This is a genomic window from Neochlamydia sp. EPS4, assembly GCF_000813665.1.
Lineage (GTDB): Bacteria > Chlamydiota > Chlamydiia > Chlamydiales > Parachlamydiaceae > Neochlamydia.
On record NZ_JSDQ01000036.1, the window covers coordinates 1 to 17179 of the forward strand.

Below are 17179 nucleotides of genomic sequence, written 5' to 3' on the forward strand. Positions count from 1 at the left end.
AAGATTTTTCCGCTTTTTAAAAGTTAGGAGCCTGTGGGATTAAAAGAAGTTAGCCTAATAAAAAGAGCTTTAAAGAATTAACCAGACATAAATAAGATGTAGAGCTATAGATTTTACTTTATTAAATTGGCAGAAGAGTAAATGTTTTTTTAAGGCACTTCATCTCTCCCCCCTAAGTGGCGAGGATTGCAGCGGCAGATACGTTTGATAGCTAGCCCTGTTCCTCGGCATACCCCATGCTTTTCAATAGCTTGTAAAGCATAGTTAGAGCAAGAAGGTGTAAAGCGGCAGATGGACCCTAGGAGAGGACTGATGGTCCATTGGTAAATACGAATAATTAGAATAAATAAAACCTTCATAAAATTCTAAACACGTCTTTTAATAGATTAAGCATTACTTCGATAATGATAAGCCAGATAATTGTCCATTCAAGGCGGCTAGAATGCTGGTGATTAAGCTCAGAGCCTAGCATTTGGAAAAGCTCGTGGACTACATCTAAACGCTGATTAAGAACTTCCACGCGGCTTTCAATATCTAAATAATTCGCGACCATCGTATACAAAGGCTCAAGCTCGGGATATTCCCAAAAAAATTCTGGCGTGTCTAGCACATCGGCATGTAAATTGATAGAGTTGCGCGCAATGAATAATTCCCCCATCTTTTTGCGTATAGCCTTTTTAGAATAAGAAATTTTTCCTTTGCTAGCTAAGTCTTCAGGAATATGTTTAGATTGATTAAAAGTCGCTTGAATAGCGTTTTCAAAAGTTCCTAACTTAACAGATTGAGCCAGTCCATGCGAAATAGCAAGCTTGGTAAGCATTTCTTGATTGGGTAAAATAATTTCATCTTCTAAAATTCTAGGAGCCTCTCCATAAAGGTAAGTGAACTCATCGGTCTCAATATCATCAGAATGCTTTTCTTCGTAGGGTTGCACAAGTTTAAGCATTTCGCTTTCTATTTCCTTGGGTAAACCCCAGCAAACCACAGCTCCATACGAAAAGAAGAAAACATCTCCGGGTGGAAGATGGGGAAGAGGAATCGAGCAGTGGACAGCATCACGATAAGAGGCAGAAGGAAAACGTTGGCGAAGAATTTCGTAAAAAAGCTTTATTTTATAAGAAGCAGCAGTGCAATAGGCACGACAATCCATGAAAGAATCGAAAGTTGATTAAAAAAGCCAACCATAGAGGATTCAAGCATAAATGTCTAGCTTTTGAATAAATATCCTAAATTAAATAGAGGATAAAAAAGAGCTTGTTTAGAAATATGATAACTGAAAAGTTTGCTAGTAAATCGTTTGAAAAGGAGGGCCAAAAGCTTGATTGCGAAAGAGGGGACTTGAACCCCTACGAGATTTCTCTCACTACCACCTCAAAGTAGCGCGTATACCAATTCCGCCACTTTCGCTTAAAAATTGAAGAAGCTAAAATATAACAAACTCACCTTTATACAGGCAAGAATAAAATTGAAATTCTAAAAAGGAAAAGCACGTGCGTAGGGATTAGTAGAAAAAAGCAGGCAAATAGGAAACAATTCAATGCTGAACAAGAATTTTAAATAGCTGATGAGCTTTATAGGGCAAATGCTCAGGGATGCAAATAGTATTAAGCTGGCTAAAAGAAGAACAGGCAGCCAGCTGCATCCAAGCTAAAGTTTCATCTTCATTAAAAAGCAAGGCCCCTGCAGGCGTATGCATGGCACAGAAATATTCTCCTTGCCAAATATAAAGAGATTGAAGGGGACTTTGACAAACAGAGCATTGTAAATGGGTATTGGCTACCCCTTCATTTTTAAGAATTTTTAGTATAAAGCTTAGCTCTAAAGCGGATAGATTAGTTGTAAAAGGAATTTTCTCTAGGTAGGTGATCAATTGCTTAAAAAGTTTAGGGGCAGGCTTATGCAAGGGCTGAGAATCTATAACAGCGTTAATCATCCGTCCAGCACTTTCTAATAAGTTATAATCTCCCCGTAACTTTAAATAATAGTTATAGATGATAAGTTCCCTACATTTCCAAATCTCTCCTTTAGTTTCGCTGTATGTAAATTCGCCTTGCATAAGAGGAGAAATTTTAACCCGTGGAGAAGTTTTCGAAGGTTTTCTTATTTTGAAGATCCATTTTACTATTCCCTTATCAGGAGTAAAAACAGTCATGATTTGGTCATATTCGCGAAAGTCAATGACTTTAAGGATCAAACCTTGCGTATGAGAAATTTGCATGCAACGGCCAATTTTAGGTTTAAAAAAAGAAGCTTCTACGCTAGAATGCTATTTTCGTGATTCTTTCTATAATCTTGCAAGCTAAATGCACCGATAGCTCAATGGATAGAGTACCCGGCTTCGAACCGGGTGGTTAGAGGTTCGAGCCCTCTTCGGTGCACATTTTTCCAAGGTATGAATTCAACAGTTAATCTTTTAAGCTATACTCATCACTCTTTTTGTAATTTTATCGCAGCAGAATTAGGCAAAGGTTATCTACATGCCGGCTTAGTCTATGAAGAATTCTATCGCACAGGCGCAGTCTCTGGCCACCATCCAGCTTTTCATAATGCCTCTAAGCTTTTAAGAGAAATCCTATTAAGAGTCGACCTTTCTTTGCCTTTAGTGCCTGTAGAAAAAGATGATGGTGAAACGAAAAAATTTCTTCTTAAAACCCAGGATAACCTGGAGGTTGAGGCGGTGTTAATTCCTATGCAGGCGGGGGGAACACTGTGTATCTCTTCGCAGGTGGGATGTCGCAGGGGCTGTACATTTTGTGAAACTGGCCGGATGGGATTGCTGCGTAATTTAAAGGTAGAAGAGATTATCGGTCAAGTTTTTGTGGTTCGCCATGTACTCAGGTATCCTATACGTAATATTGTCTTTATGGGAATGGGAGAGCCTTTTGATAATTATGAAAACGTTAGGCAAGCTACCCATATATTAATGGATCCTAAAGGATTAGGATTTGGACGTAACCATTTGACTATCTCCACTAGCGGGGTGATCGAAGGGATCCATAAGTTCACACATAGTCCAGGGCCTAAGCCTCATCTGGCCGTATCGATCAATGCTCCTACGGATGAAATTCGCCAGCGTTTAATGCCTATCAACCGTAAGCATGATATGCAACAACTTTATCAAGCAATGCGTGAATACAATGAAGTCACAGGATTAAAAATCCTTACCGCTTATGTACTCATTAAGGATGTAAACGATTCTTTAGAACATGCAGAACGCTTAGCAGATTATCTTAAAGGCCTTCATGTTAAAATTAACCTTATCCCTTATAATCCCCAAACAGGTGATCGTTTTGCTCGGCCTACTGAAGAGGCTGTTATAGCTTTTCGTCAACATTTACGCTTACAAGGCTATCAAACTCTCCTTAGAGCAACAAAGGGTAAGGACATTATGGCAGCCTGCGGACAGCTAGGGAATATAAAGCTCCGGGCCCAATTGAAAAAGAATTTAGAGGCAGTATAAAACTTCTACCGGTAAAGCTGTTAGATAAATGATATCTTTTACGTCATTAGCTCCTTATGACTTCCTCTGTCCTTTAAGGGTAGAGATCCTCTGAAATTTTTTTTATTTGGCCTTCCTCTAGTTTTTTTTAATAGCCTAAAGTTATTTGAGTTTATTGGAGAGCGCGATGAATTTTTGGGGTAATTTTTCGAGGAAAGAAAAAGAGACTTTAAATTCCTTTCCAGAAGAAAAGTTTATGAAATAGGAAATAATAGCCTGTAAATAAGCTTTGGGATGGCCTCTTTCTAGCAAGGGAATTACCCTTAAAAGTTAAACTTTTTCTTAAAAGTAGCTTGCCATTAAGTATAAGCTTGCCTAAAGAGCTGCTCAAAAACGTCTTCTATTTGTAGAATAGGGCTTAAAAAAGTGTTAACGATTAATAGGTCTTTTTTTTGCGTAAAGCAAGTTTATATTCACACCTAGGATTTTAAAAACGGCAAAGTCGGTAGGCAAAAGGTGAAAAGCTTTTTTAACCATGTTTGTTAGGTAAGGGAAAAATTTTCGGGTGTTAGGGGCCTAAAAATTGGCTATTCCTGCTGTTTTAATAGAGTATATTTCATAAAGTCTAAAAGCCTTCAGCCTTGAAGGCAATCCTCTTTGTAAAGGTCTACATAGGATCTTAGGTCTAATTATAGCCTCAAACTTGAGAGGCTAAAGGCTTGAAGAAATAGAGTTTGTATCTTCTGATGAAGCTATTTTCAAAAGATCTGTTTTGTTCTCTTTACCCATTACTAGATTTTTTTGTATAATAGGAGCTAATAGGAACTTAAAATTCCTATCTCAACTCCATAAAATCGAGGTTTCTATGAGCCGCAAATCTAAAGCTGCTGAATTTGTTGATGAAGACTATAGCTTAACTATTAATGGACGAAATGTACAAGTAACCGAGGCCATGGAAGGCTATATCAAAGACAAGCTTTCTAAAATTGAAAAATACGATATACCTATTATAGATATAACGATCACAATGGATATTCAAAGGTTTGAGCATCATGTCAACCTTCTCGTTAAGCTGAACCATATACTCATTAAAAGTTCAGCGGTCACAGATGATATGTATGCATCTATTGATAAAGCAGTAGATAAAATTCAAACGCAACTTAAAAAATATAAGCAAAAAATTAAAGATCATCATGCTAAACCTCTTGAAGTGGTGGATATGGCCGTTAATGTTTTACGTCCTTTAAAGGAAGTCGAAGCAGCCGAAATTAACGAAGAGATTGAAGCTGAAAATGCATCCCAGAGAGATAAAGAATATCGTCCTCATCATATTGTTAAACAAGAAAAAAAACCTCTTAAATATTTAACTTTAGATGAAGCCCTTATGAAAATGGAGCTATCAGGAGATGTTTTTCTTCTTTTTCGTAATGAAGTGGATCGTAAGTTAAACGTCATTTATCGCCGAGAGGATGGAGATTATGGTCTCCTCATGCCTGAGGGGTAGTTAAATAATGCTTCAAAAGTCCATCACCTAAAGCTTATGGATTTTTGGAGCTTCTTATTATGGAGAAAGAAGAAAAGCAAAAGATTTATTGTGCTATACGTAAAAACTGGCTAATAGCTACCCCTGAAGAGCTTGTTCGCCAGCAAGCGATCCAGCTTTTAATCCAGCATTTAGGATTTCCTCGTTCATGTATTGCAGTAGAAAAAGAGCTGCAATCTTTACCCCATATGAAAATATATACCTCTCTTTTACCCGAAAGGCGAGCGGATATTATTTGTTATCTCCCCAAAGAAAACAGCCTGCATCCTTTGTTACTTATTGAATGTAAGGCAGTTCCCCTCTCTTCTAAAGAGATTCTTCAAGTCATAGGTTATAACCGGTTCATCAAAGCTTCTTTTATAGCGTTAATTAATCAAACTGAGCACAAGCTAGGCTGGTTTGATCCTGAATTATCTGACTATCAATTTGTTAATTATTTACCTTTTTATTCTGAGTTAGTTAATTCTTTAATTAATTGATTAATATTTTAATTTAAAATTATAATATTAATAAGTATTAGTTAAATAAGGGGTTAACTATGGCCATAGACAAAACTCAATTTTCTGATGCGATTGATCATGCTAATAAAAATGTTTTCGATTCCTATTTCCATTTAAAAAATGTTTCACGAAAAGAAGGAGGGCATCGATTTAAAAAATTGGAAAGCCAAGAGAGTGGCTATTCATGGGGGGCTAGCCATCTAAATATGAAAGAACTGCTTAAAAACACTGCTAAAATAATTTCTTATTTTACTGTTATTATCCCTCTAATAATGCTTATAGGCAAAGCCATTCACGATTACCGCCATCAATACAAAATTATTAAAGAACTTCCTTCCGATAAAATAAAGAATGTATCTACCAAAATTTTGAATAAAACCTTAGGGGATGAAGATAAAAAGGAGATCATGGCTTCCCCAGAAGTAAGCAAGCTATCAGAGAGTAGTCGAGATATAAAAGCTAAAGAAAAAAATGAAGGAGATTCTTCAGCAACAGAGGTGGCCTTAATTTTAAATATCATTAAAGACCTTAAAGAAAAGCTGCAAGCTGAAGAGCCTGCTCTTATCGATGCGCAGACAGAGGAGCATGGCATAAAAATCCAGAAAGGAGAGCTGGAGGGAATTGAATTTGAGATTAATTCCTATGGAAATTATGGGATTACTGTGTGGAAAATAACCAGAGAGGGGCAAGCCTATGAGGTTAATGAATATGCGCCCCAGGCTTACCATGGGCCTAAGACTGAAGGTTTTATAGAAAGACAGCGGCTGTTAATAGATGCCGCTAAATGGCATGTGAAAAATTTACCTATAGGAGATAGCCTAGAGGGCCAGAAAGCCCAAGAGAAGCTATTAGAAACTCTTGACTACCTTCAAAGAAATTTTATGCAGGAAATACGTTCGGAAAAATTTCTGATAGACCCCCAATATATCCAGCATCCTGATAAAAAAGTTGGCGAAGATCATTATATGCAGGTGCATGGGATTGCCCAAGAGCTGCTCGCTCAGCTAGCTAAAGATATACAATTTACTGTTAATCAGCTCAATCAAGTAGCGGAATTAAAGATGGAGGAGTTTACAATTGACAAGTTAGCTCAAGCAGAAAAAGATTTTATTGTGGCAGTAGGAAGGCCTACCATTATCAACACCTACTTCCTAGGTAATTCAAATCAACAATTTTTTCATATGCAAAAGCCTTCTTCTATTATTAATGAAAAAGGTGAGCGTATGGCAAGAGCGATGTTACCAAGCACGGTTAGAGACCGTGAAGGTTTAGCTAACTATGTGGCTACTTCTTTTGGAGAAATTCATTACAGAGAGGGAGAGGATTTTCTAGAAACACTCTTTGATGCCATTCGCCATTCTAGCTATCCGCCAATCGCCATTAAAGATACCCTGCAAAGGCAAGCTATCGGGTGTCGAAATTGCAAACAAAATTTAATTGATTTAGCGGCTTTAAGAATTCAGGCTGATCCTTCTTTAGTTACTACTCCTAATCGACCTCTTATCCTTCCTTTACGCACGATGATGTTATTATCACCTAAAAAAATAGATAAGATGCGCAATCGTAAAAAGGGGATTGCAGGAAAATGGTCGGGAGAAAGTGAAACCACTCAACTAGAAGAATCCGCTTTAGCTTTAAAAATATATAATCAACGGCTTCTTAAAGTTAGAATAGAAGGAAAAGATGTTTGGATTAAGCCTGATATTTCATTTATGAACTTAGGAGCCAATGAATTGGCTGTAAACTCTACCTCTATGGGAAAGCATTTAAAAGATGCTGAATCTTTAGCTTCTTACAATGCTAAAGGCTTTATAGAGTTTGAACAAGAAGTGTTTGATTTCCTCCAAAAACAGTCTATCCTCCCACCTTCTTTAATGGTAACCTTACAAGAAATTGAATCGATGAAAGGGGCACCTTCCTTACGTCAAGCAAAAATGGATATGCAGGCGATTCAAAATGAAAAAGCTAAAGAGATTATTTCTCTTTATGCTTCATTGGATAGATTAATGGAAAAATATCTTTCCCCCTCCGAAAAGCCTGACCTTAAACGGGAAATTATTCGCTTAAAAGATAAAATTGAACAGCATGAGAAAGAGGTTTACAATCACTATAAAGATTATTTAAGACTTAAATCTGAAGTTTATATACAAAAGAACTCAGAAATAAAAAATCTTTTTAAAAAGCTTAGATCCCAGTTAAAAAGAGAAATTGATCAGCTGCCTTCCGATTTGGCAAAAGTACAACAACTCCAGCATATCAACGATTTAACCCTTAAATTTGAGCTAGCTATCGACGTGTTTTACCGCCAAAAAAATAAAGAAGTAAATTCAGTGCTTGATTTCCAAGTTAATTACTTAGAAATTCATGCGATGATGTCTAATTGTGTAGAGTTTTTTTGCAAGAGTGCAGAAGACCGTACCGGAAGGGTAGATGATAAAATCCAAGAGAACAAAGCTTTTCAGGCTATTTTTGGGCGAGTACCTTTTGGGCCAGAAGACCAAGAGTATATTGATAAGTTCATTTCACCGCTTATTCATCAGTATTCAGTAAGCCAAAACAATACGGAAAAAAATTCTGGCGCTCGCGGAGAGCAGATCAGCCCTCTACTCAATCCCCATTTACATGCCAAAATTGATAAAAAGCATGCTTATCTAGCCAAAAATGTAATTAATAAGGCTAGAAAGAAAAAACCCTCTTCACACGTAAGAAAAAAATTGTTTCGCTTAGAGAGAAAGAATACAAAAAATGCAGCCAGGCATGGAGAGCAAATGAATCCCCTACTCCACGCTTATACCTCTACTAAGGTCAATAAAAGGCATGTTTACCTAAGTAAGAAGGTGATTAGCAGAACTAGAAAAATAGGTTCTTCCTTACCGGGGAAAAAAAGCCCCTTTTCATCTGCTAGAAAAACTGTTTATTAAAATCCATGGTCTCCGCCTACGACTCCAGAAGAATCTTCTGCAAAATAGTAGGTGCTTGTATAGGGATTCGGGCTCACAGCTGTAAACCAGCCGATAGTATTTTCTAAGAATTGGCAGAGCTCTTGATCTTCCTGGGCATAAATTATCCGAAAGCCATGGGGAGGCAAAATTATCGTACGCTTGAGCGTCTCGGTATCTTTTTCGCGAAAGAAGGTTAAGTCTATTTGGGCAGAACGGGTGTAGTCTACATGAGAAGATGAGTTGATGAGCCACACAGTAGATTTCTCTCTATCAGCAAGGATAGGGGCCCACCGAAAAGAAGTCGGTTTGTTCTCAAGGGCAGGATTAAAAGGTTGGAGGTTTGTACAGATATTACAAGGCATCTGCTGGCCTTCTACTCCTAAATCTAACCCTAGCTTAATACGAGCAGGAATACGACTTCCATCTTCTGTGCGTGCGATTAAGCGCGCTGCAAGATTTTGTTCAGTATCTAAGTCTAATTTCTTGCAAATATCTTTGAAAGATACGGATTGATAACCGCTTTGTTGGGAATGCAAAGCTAAGCATTGGTCTTTTCTTCCTAAAAGTCTTCCTTCCTGATTGTAGATTTCAAGATCAATAATTAAGGTATTAGGAGGGTAGATAGGATAAAAATATGCTTTCGTAAATAAATTTTTTTGTAAAGTTAAAGGGATCATGAGAGTAGCAGGAAGCCACTGAGGCTCGGCTGGACGCCAGTAATCGCTTTCTGAACTAGCCTTAGAGCAATCATAATAGGTATGAGTAATTGTCATAGCCGGTAAGGAGCGTTGGATATTTCCTACTAGCAGACGAGGGAATATCCAACTGACTTTACATGTAATTTTAGCAGTCCCAGGTTGGCCATCTAAAAATTTTTGAAGTTCAATCTCTCTACCTGGGTAGATAAGACAGGTTTGGTAAGCTTGTAAGGTAGGATAAGAAATTTCATGAGTAAGCTTTTCATTTTTGCTATTATAAAACTCCATAAGAAGGGGAGCCTGGTGAAGAGCTTCAGGACCGTTAATAATGCTAATAAAAGGTTCATGATCTTCATCCGCATAAATATTAAAGCCTGCTTCAGGAACATGCGAGTGAGAATTATTGCGCATATCCTCAAAGTTATTGTAAACGCGCTGAGCCGAATGAACAACAGTACTAAAAGCAGGGCCATAGTAATTAATAGCAACAGCTGGATAGGGAAAAACTAAATGACGCGTAGAAAAAAATTCTACTTCTAGGCTACCTATGAAAGGCTGATCAAGGGGGAAACCTATGGCTATAAGCTGATCGATAAGCTCAATACGGTAAGTTTTAGCTTCTCGGATATGCAAGGAGGTTCGATAAAGCAACTCTCCTTCACTAGAACGCAGAGAAATCTGAGCTGCAATTTCCTGCACATGACTTTTTAACATCCAATATCCCATAAACAGTAGCCTTGCTGAGATGCCGGGTAAAGAGATTACAGGAAAGATGGCAGAGGAACGAAAAATGGAAGGGGAAAAATTTTTTAAGGTAGAGTGTGGACTTGCATTGGCAAGATGTGCATAATAGCTACGCATAAAATTTACCTTGGTGAGTTTATTATGCTTTATAGCGATCATAAGATAATATTGGAATACCCTTCTAAATTTTTTTCTCTTGCTGGCTATTTTTTATCTCTATATATTTCGATACTAAGTAAATTTTTAAATTTATAATTTTGAAAAAATATAAAAATGGTACTATTTTAAATAAATCAAGGATTTAGACGATGTCAGCTATGTTGGGAAAAATTAAAGCATGGGGATTAGAGATAGGCAAAGATCCAGCTCTTATCAATCCTGTTTTACAAATCAAAAATATTGGTAAGCCTCCTCTTTATACCGAGGATCAATCAGAACGACAGTTTTGGTCATTAAAAGGGCGCATCAAATGTGTAGTCATGTCCTGTACATTTTATGTTCCTCGTTTTATTAAGGTAGAAGCAGTGGCTGTTGCACGAGCTACAAAGAATCTTTTCAAAACACGTAGCACTTCTGATACAGCTACGCGTGAGAGGATCTGGAGTAAAGTGCGACAAAATGTGCATTATTTTGTATGGTCGCATCCCCTCTTATATACGGCTTGTATCGTCCGTTTAGCAGCAGGGGTCCTTCATCCTGGCTTGAGTATAGGGACAAAAGAAGAAATGCCAGATTTTGATTGGGAAGATTTAGAAAATCCTTACGATTCTCCAAAAAGCAAGTTTGAATAAATCTAAGCTCTTAAGAATGAGTGCCTAAGTGAAAATAGTTTGAAATAATTTTTAATAGTGCTAGGTTAAGTTTGGAACTTAAACAACTTAATTTTGATGGCTATTATGAAACCAATTTCCTTTCTTGAGCAGATTCTTAGTCAGGTTACCTTTTTATACCAATATCTATTATCTAATCAGCATAAAGAGATGGATTCACGCCCGGAAATCAAAGAAGCAATTCAGCGCTTGTCCAGGCAGATTCAAGAAATTTCTCATATGACTGATACTGAAGCCTCACGCATGGGAATCTCTCAAGAAGAGCTAAGAAAAACTATTTTAGAATCAAAAGATCACCTTCCGCCCGACATCCAAAACTTTCTAGAGAAAACACAATATCTTAAGAGCCAACTTGAAGGCTGTAGAAATGTACTTAAAGCAGCGACAGAAAAGCAAAAAGAAGAAAGAAAAAACAAGCAGCTGGGTGACAAAAGAAAAGAAAAGTTTAATCATGTAGGGGGCAAAAAAGGCTGGATTCCTCTGTAGCATTCCTAATAACCACACACTATAAATGAAAGTAGATAATGATGATAAATGATGAACGTTTTACACATAATTTGCAGAGATGGTCTGTTCTTAATAAAGATGCAGCAGAAAAAATCAAAGTTTTAGAGTGCCAAGAGATTGCTCTTATCGCTAATGAAGATGGTGAATGGAATTTACAAAAGATTTCCGAAGATTTGCCTGCCTATTTACATTCTCCCCTTTCTCCCCAAAGAGAAGCGCAGCAATGGTTTTTATCTTTAAATTTAAAAGATACTCTAGTGGTGTATATTTATGGGATCGGGCTGGGTTATTACTATGATGTGATTAAGAATTGGTTAAAAGAAGATCCTAAGCGCTATGTAGTTTTCCTAGAAAATAACCTGGAAGTAATAAAATTTTTTCTTCAAACAGAGCGAGCCACAGCTTTCTTAAATGATACCCAAGCTAAACTCTTTCATTTTTCATGGGAAACCTCTTATTTTTCCTTTGGCTTTGTAACTTCTCTTTTTTCTTTGGCTTCTTTTAAAGCTTCGGCACTTAAATTTTATCAAAAGAGCGATACGCTCCATACAATGGAGTTTCAAGCGCGTCTTTCTTTTTTTCATGATATGCGCATCGGCGTAAGTGCCGAATTTATGAATTTAGCTGGCGAGAAAGGCTTTATTCATAACTACTATCAAAATTTAATGGAGATTCCTTCCTCTAAAATTGAATCAAAAATGCTCGATCAGTTCAAAGGTATCCCTGCTATTATTTGTGGGGCAGGACCTTCATTAGCTAAGAATATTCATCTTCTCAAAGAGCTAAAAGATAAAGCATTAATAATGGCAGGGGGGACAGCCATGAACGTCTTAAATGGAGCGGGAATTACCCCCCATTTTGGCCTGGGAATAGATCCCAATCCTTCCCATTATAATCGATTAATATCTAATACGGCCTTTGAGGTTCCTTTCTTTTATCGGCAGCGCATGTACAATCCTGCATTAAAAATGGTGCATGGAGAGCGGCTATTAGTAGCCGGCGCCGGAGGCTATCGCCTACCTGCATGGTTTGAAAATCAACTAGGCCTTCCTGAAGTGGTCCCTATAGAAGAAGGTCATAATGTGATTAATTTCAATTTATCGATCGCTAAAGAATTAGGATGTAACCCTATTATTATAGTAGGAGTAGATTTAGCTTATTCGAATAATAGCTCCTATGCTCCCGGTTTGGTACGTCATGCCCTCCAAGATCCTAAAGATGCTTTTTTAACCAAATATTCTCATGAAGAGCTCCTGGTAAAAGAGGACATTTATGGCCAGCCTGTTAATACTCTTTGGAAATGGATCAATGAATCTCTGTGGTTTTCGCATTTTGCCAGCCAATATCCTGAAATCACTTTATTGAATTGTACTGAAGGAGGGATTGGCTTTACACGGGTCCCTAATATGACTCTTGCAGAGGCGACCTCCATCTATTTAAAGAAAAATTACGATTTTTCTTCATTGGTACATGGAGAAATTCAAAACAGTGGGGTTCCTCCAGGCTTAACTACCTATAAAGTGTTAGAAAGCCTTGAAATATTTGCACGTAGTCTACTCGATTGCGAAACCTATTGTAGTATTATCGCTTTTGAAAATAGTAAAATTCATCAGAGCGTAGAGACTGGGCAAGAGATACCCGCTCATCTCAAAAATCCGGCAATTGAAGAGAACTTAGCCAAGCTTGAAGCGTTGGATGCTTTTAAATATATCTTAAGTGATTATAAGGACAGGTTTTTAGAGATCTTCTTTCCCCGGCTTGTTTATTTAGAATACGACTCTCAGCTTTATTCAGAGAAAGAAATTTTTTTGAAGAAAATTGTTTTTGAGATAAGCTTATATTCTTTTCTTTCCTCGGTGGCAAGAAATAATATAAATATTATTAGCTCTATTCTTACCAAGGTAGTAAAAGAAAGTAATAATCCAGAAGTTACGCCTTCCAGAAAAATTCTCGCTCTTAAAGAAAAGTTACAAATTGAACGTACAAATTTGAGTGAACAAGAGCATTACTCTTTTCTAGATAATTATTTGGAAATCATTGACCCTGAGCTTCATTTAAATTTTAAGAAAAAATGTGAAGGTCAAGTTGAACAGCAGCTGTATGCTAATGGGGCTTTAAAGACCCAAAACTTTTTACATGAAGGCAAACTGTATGGTCCCGCGACCTACTATGCTGAAAATGGCCAGCTCCTTGCTCAAAACTGGTATGTGGAAGGTCTTTTGGAAGGTAAAGGTTTCTTTTATTACCTTACAGGCGAGCTGTATGCTATCAAGCGTTATAGGAAAGGTGTTCTACATGGCCGCCAAGAATACTATTTTTTAAATGGCCTTCCTAAAACTATTCTCCCTTATCAAGACGGTTTAATGGATGGGGAGGTTCTTTTGTACCATGCAAGCGGTAGAATTAAACGCCAAATGCATTTCAAAAAAGGAAAAAAAGATGGTGTGGAAAGGATGTGGAATGAAGACGCCATGCTGTTAATAGAAGCCCATTACGAGAATGATTTGCCTATAGGGACGGCCCGAGAATGGTATTCTAATGGCAACCTCAGCAAAGAAATTATTTATGCTAATGATTCGGACAAGCTTGAAATAAAAAAATGGAATGAAGATGGTACGCCCCATTTAAAAGATACCACCCAAGGGAAAGATTATTTTGATTTAATGACTAATCACTCTACTGCTTTAACTACTTCTCTCCACAATCTCTATCAGGCTCTTGTCAATATTGCTCCCACTATTTTGGAAGTAAAAAAAGAGGATAAATCTACCAGCATTGAGGATGATTTGTTAGAATTGCAAAAAGAGATGGATAAGCTTAATAAATATAGCCATGAAATGTTAAAAATTTCAGGGACAGAAGGTAAAGCCCCTAAAGAAGCTGTGTGGAAAACTCCTGAAGCAGAGAGGATAGTTAAAGCTCAGCTAGAAGGCTTAACAAAAAATTTGTCTGAATTGACGATTGAAACGCAAGCGAGCCTTAAAGGTCTATTTGAGAAGCTTAACTTACAGAAAGAAGTGGAACTTTTCCCTAACTAAAAGCATAAGAAATAAAATGTTGAGCTGAATGAAAGCTTACTTTAACTTTTATTTAAAATGTTAGGGAAAGGGCTTTTTAATTTTAAGGGAAAATACCTTGATAGATCCCTTGGCTATTTCGATGAACGCCCATCTTTATATCTTTATCTTTTTACCCACCTATTCTTTATGAAAAATAGCATCGATATCTTCCAAAAAAATTGCGAAAAATGGTCTTACACTAATCCGCAAAAAGCACTTTTGTTGCCCTATATAGATTGTAAGGACTTGACATTTTGTATAACTAAGCAAGAAGAACAAAATTTAATATTTCAATATAGGGGAGAAACTCACTACTTTCATGGTCAACAAGGAGCTCTTGATGAAGCAAAAGAGTGGTTTAAAATGACTAGGCTAGCTGAGGTGCCATTAATATATGTCTATGGCGTAGGCTTAGGTTATTACTATCAAGCTGCTCAAGGCTGGCTTCAGGAAGATCCTTCACGCCGCCTTGTTTTCCTAGAAGATAACCTAGCGGTCATTCATCGCCTCTTTGAAACTCATCTGGGCTTTCAGCTAGTTCATGATCCTCAAGTGCAGCTGCATTTTTTTGAAGACTTGGAAAAAAGCAAAGAATTGTTCAATATTCTTTACTGGAATTTTTTTTTAACTACTCTTACGGTATCAGGTTTAAAATTATATCAAGATCTAAAAGCAGAACAATATGCTCATTTAAAGCATACGCTTGCTTATGAAGCATCCGTTAAAAATAGCCTGCTTACAGAATACCTTGAATATGGGACAGGCTTTTTCAAAAATTTTTACCCTAATATTCTTTCTTTGGAAGGTGCTTATTTAGCTGATGAGCTTTTTGGAAAATTTCGTAATATTCCTGCTATCATTTGCGGGGCAGGCCCTTCTTTAGAAAAAAATCTTTCCCTGCTAGGTAAGCTTTTAAATAAGGCTTTAGTTTTTGCAGGCGGATCGGCGCTAAACGCTTTGAATGAAAGCGATATACAACCCCATTTTGGTGCAGGTATAGATCCCAATGCCCCTCAATATGATCGGTTAAGTACTAACAGTTCTTTTGAAACGCCTTTTTTTTATCGCAATCGCCTGTTACATAAGGCCTTTAATACTATTCATGGTCCACGTCTTTATGTCACAGGAAGTGGTGGATATGATATTTCTTCTTTTTTTGAAGAAGGGTTAGGAATTAAAGGTACACCTATTGAGGAAGGGCATAATGTCGTTAACTTTTGCTTAGAGATTGCGCATGCTTTAGGATGCAATCCCATTATTTTTGTAGGCATGGATTTAGCCTATACCGATATGAAGGCTTATGCTTCAGGAGTCATAGAAGATAATCGCGTCGAGGCGGCCGACATTACAACAACGCAGAATATCGATCAAGCGGCACTGCTTAAAACAGATATTTATGGAAAGCCTATCTACACCTTATGGAAATGGATAGCAGAAGCTGAATGGATAGGTGACTTTGCTAAAGCTCATCCTGATATCAGGGTAATCAATGCAACCGAAGGGGGATTGGGATTTCCTCGTGTACCCAATAAGACTCTCCAAGAGGTGGCTGGCAAATATTTAAGAGAAAATTATGACTTTAAGGGTATGATCCATAGCGAAATCTTTAACAGCTCGATGCCGCAAGTTAAAAAGGAAAAGATATCTTCCTTAATGCAAGATTTGCAACAAAGCTTAACGCGCTGTGTGGAAGATTTCGAAGTCCTTATTGAAGAAACTAGGGTCATCAAAAGGCGGTCGGAAAAAGATCAAAAAGTTTGCTTTCCTCAACAGACAGGAAAAGCTGCACTTTATGAAAGCGATTTGGCAGAAGAAATAGGCTATCGTTACGTCTTACATATCTTTAATGAAGCTTATACGCGTGTTTTAAATCGAGAATTACAAGGTATCCAGCATGCCCCTATTTCAGAAGTTCAACAAGCGATTGAGAAGCTAGACTTACTCATTAAACGTTTTGTCTTCTTACGCGATGTGGCTAAGGTTAATCTGGAGCTCATCAGGATGGCTATGCATGAGCATGTGACGCTTCCTGCGACTACCTTTCCCAAACCAGGGAAAATTACCTGTAAGCAAACAAAAGTCCAAGGAGTGATCCAAGGAAACTCCTTCTTTTATGCTCAAGGCCAAATTTTATCTTCCGCTTATTTCGAAAAAGGTCTGCATGAAGGGGTGGCCGAGTTTTTCTATCCTAATGGTCAACCCTACAGCAGGCAGGTGTTTAAAGAGGGAGTATGGGAGGGAAAACAGGAGTTTTATTATCCTACCGGGATAGTTAAAACGCTCTTAAACTATGAGGGTGGCAAGCTGATAACAGCACAGCTTTTTTGTCCGAATGGAACTCTTAAATCTCACGTGGTACCTTTGGGGGATGAAAACCTATCGAGTGAATAGAGCGGCGAGGTTAAGATTTTTTCTTTTGTAAAAAGGGGGAGATGATGCTAGGAAAATGGGAGGGGATTTAACAAAAATACTCGTGCACACGTTAGAGCAATGCTTACCGAAGAGCCTGGAAGAAAAAGTAAAAATCATCGGCATGCTTTGAGAGTGGAAAATAAGTAGATGGCAAGATGATGGTACATTCGATAGGATACAGCGCGCCTTGCTTGATAAAGACGAGCTTGCCGGAAAGTCAAATTGCCAATGTCTTAACAGCCGATGTTTCTTTCAACGAGGAAAAAGAGAAAGACGAGAGATATCTTATGGATATGAAGGAAAAGGAGCCACCCCCCTTTATTAGGAGAAAATAAGAGTTTGCTTATAACTTTTGAGAATGGTTGCTACCCATAGAGATGGACATCAGATGATGGAAACTCTAATTAATCGAAAGATCCGCATCCTTTCGAAACAATAAAAATCGACAAGGACTTTTTTCTGCATTTAAAGCAAAAGGAGAGGATGCAGAATACTTAAGAGATAA

At 37.6% G+C, this 17179-nt stretch carries 12 protein-coding genes and 2 tRNA genes; 9 read left to right on the top strand and 5 right to left on the bottom strand.

The window, feature by feature from the left end; all coding sequences use genetic code 11:
• Positions 1-149: 149 nt before the first annotated feature.
• The 4 genes from yidD to recO form a co-directional block, all read right to left on the bottom strand.
• Positions 150-359, bottom strand: a complete 210-nt coding sequence (gene yidD / locus DB42_RS02935) for a membrane protein insertion efficiency factor YidD (protein ID WP_044881670.1) — start codon at positions 357-359, stop codon at positions 150-152.
• Positions 356-1150, bottom strand: coding sequence for an RMD1 family protein (locus tag DB42_RS02940; protein ID WP_042241514.1), 795 nt, complete (start codon positions 1148-1150; stop codon positions 356-358). The genes yidD and DB42_RS02940 overlap by 4 nt, the downstream gene beginning before the upstream one ends.
• A gap of 173 nt (positions 1151-1323) precedes the next feature.
• Positions 1324-1407, bottom strand: a tRNA-Leu gene (locus tag DB42_RS02945).
• Between the two features lie 127 nt (positions 1408-1534).
• On the bottom strand, positions 1535-2218 hold the full coding sequence (gene recO / locus DB42_RS02950) for a DNA repair protein RecO (RefSeq protein ID WP_044881671.1): 684 nt from the start codon (positions 2216-2218) through the stop codon (positions 1535-1537).
• Positions 2219-2305: 87 nt separating this feature from the next.
• Between recO and DB42_RS02955 the strand changes: the two genes are divergently transcribed.
• The 5 genes from DB42_RS02955 (at position 2306) to DB42_RS02975 (ending at position 8403) form a co-directional block, all read left to right on the top strand.
• Positions 2306-2378: transfer RNA gene (locus DB42_RS02955), tRNA-Arg, on the top strand.
• A 14-nt stretch (positions 2379-2392) separates the two neighbouring features.
• Positions 2393-3460, top strand: coding sequence for a 23S rRNA (adenine(2503)-C(2))-methyltransferase RlmN (rlmN, locus tag DB42_RS02960; RefSeq protein ID WP_044881672.1), 1068 nt, complete (start codon positions 2393-2395; stop codon positions 3458-3460).
• Positions 3461-4304: 844 nt separating this feature from the next.
• Positions 4305-4943 (top strand): ribosome-associated translation inhibitor RaiA, encoded by a 639-nt coding sequence (gene raiA / locus DB42_RS02965; protein WP_044881673.1) that lies wholly within the window; start codon positions 4305-4307, stop codon positions 4941-4943.
• Between the two features lie 59 nt (positions 4944-5002).
• Positions 5003-5461, top strand: a complete 459-nt coding sequence (locus tag DB42_RS02970) for a type I restriction enzyme HsdR N-terminal domain-containing protein (RefSeq protein ID WP_044881674.1) — start codon at positions 5003-5005, stop codon at positions 5459-5461.
• Positions 5462-5520: 59 nt separating this feature from the next.
• Positions 5521-8403, top strand: a complete 2883-nt coding sequence (locus DB42_RS02975; RefSeq protein ID WP_044881675.1) for a hypothetical protein — start codon at positions 5521-5523, stop codon at positions 8401-8403.
• On the opposite strand, the gene DB42_RS02980 is transcribed toward DB42_RS02975, so the two are convergent.
• On the bottom strand, positions 8400-9983 hold the full coding sequence (locus DB42_RS02980) for a hypothetical protein (RefSeq protein ID WP_044881676.1): 1584 nt from the start codon (positions 9981-9983) through the stop codon (positions 8400-8402). The genes DB42_RS02975 and DB42_RS02980 overlap by 4 nt on opposite strands.
• 191 nt (positions 9984-10174) lie before the next feature.
• Here DB42_RS02980 and DB42_RS02985 point away from each other — a divergent pair, with 191 nt between their 5' ends.
• From DB42_RS02985 to DB42_RS03000, 4 genes are all read left to right on the top strand, one after another.
• Positions 10175-10657, top strand: a complete 483-nt coding sequence (locus DB42_RS02985; protein ID WP_039386225.1) for a hypothetical protein — start codon at positions 10175-10177, stop codon at positions 10655-10657.
• Positions 10658-10762: 105 nt separating this feature from the next.
• Positions 10763-11182, top strand: coding sequence for a hypothetical protein (locus DB42_RS02990; protein ID WP_155117400.1), 420 nt, complete (start codon positions 10763-10765; stop codon positions 11180-11182).
• 38 nt (positions 11183-11220) lie between these two features.
• Entirely contained in the window at positions 11221-14241 is a 3021-nt protein-coding gene (locus DB42_RS02995; protein WP_080502698.1) for a 6-hydroxymethylpterin diphosphokinase MptE-like protein, read from the top strand.
• A 243-nt stretch (positions 14242-14484) separates the two neighbouring features.
• Complete coding sequence (locus DB42_RS03000) at positions 14485-16653, top strand: 6-hydroxymethylpterin diphosphokinase MptE-like protein (RefSeq protein ID WP_238578978.1); 2169 nt, start codon at positions 14485-14487, stop codon at positions 16651-16653.
• Positions 16654-17179: the final 526 nt, after the last annotated feature.

Excerpts from the sequence above, each read along its gene's own strand:
- DB42_RS02980 (WP_044881676.1), bottom strand. The coding sequence starts at position 9,983 with ATGCGTAGCTATTATGCACATCTTGCCAATGCAAGTCCACACTCTACC.
- DB42_RS02985 (WP_039386225.1), top strand. The coding sequence starts at position 10,175 with ATGTCAGCTATGTTGGGAAAAATTAAAGCATGGGGATTAGAGATAGGC.
- DB42_RS02970 (WP_044881674.1), top strand. The coding sequence starts at position 5,003 with ATGGAGAAAGAAGAAAAGCAAAAGATTTATTGTGCTATACGTAAAAAC.
- yidD (WP_044881670.1), bottom strand. The coding sequence starts at position 359 with ATGAAGGTTTTATTTATTCTAATTATTCGTATTTACCAATGGACCATC.
- recO (WP_044881671.1), bottom strand. The coding sequence starts at position 2,218 with ATGCAAATTTCTCATACGCAAGGTTTGATCCTTAAAGTCATTGACTTT.
- raiA (WP_044881673.1), top strand. The coding sequence starts at position 4,305 with ATGAGCCGCAAATCTAAAGCTGCTGAATTTGTTGATGAAGACTATAGC.
- rlmN (WP_044881672.1), top strand. The coding sequence starts at position 2,393 with ATGAATTCAACAGTTAATCTTTTAAGCTATACTCATCACTCTTTTTGT.
- DB42_RS02995 (WP_080502698.1), top strand. The coding sequence starts at position 11,221 with ATGATGATAAATGATGAACGTTTTACACATAATTTGCAGAGATGGTCT.
- DB42_RS02940 (WP_042241514.1), bottom strand. The coding sequence starts at position 1,150 with ATGGATTGTCGTGCCTATTGCACTGCTGCTTCTTATAAAATAAAGCTT.
- DB42_RS02990 (WP_155117400.1), top strand. The coding sequence starts at position 10,763 with ATGAAACCAATTTCCTTTCTTGAGCAGATTCTTAGTCAGGTTACCTTT.
- DB42_RS02975 (WP_044881675.1), top strand. The coding sequence starts at position 5,521 with ATGGCCATAGACAAAACTCAATTTTCTGATGCGATTGATCATGCTAAT.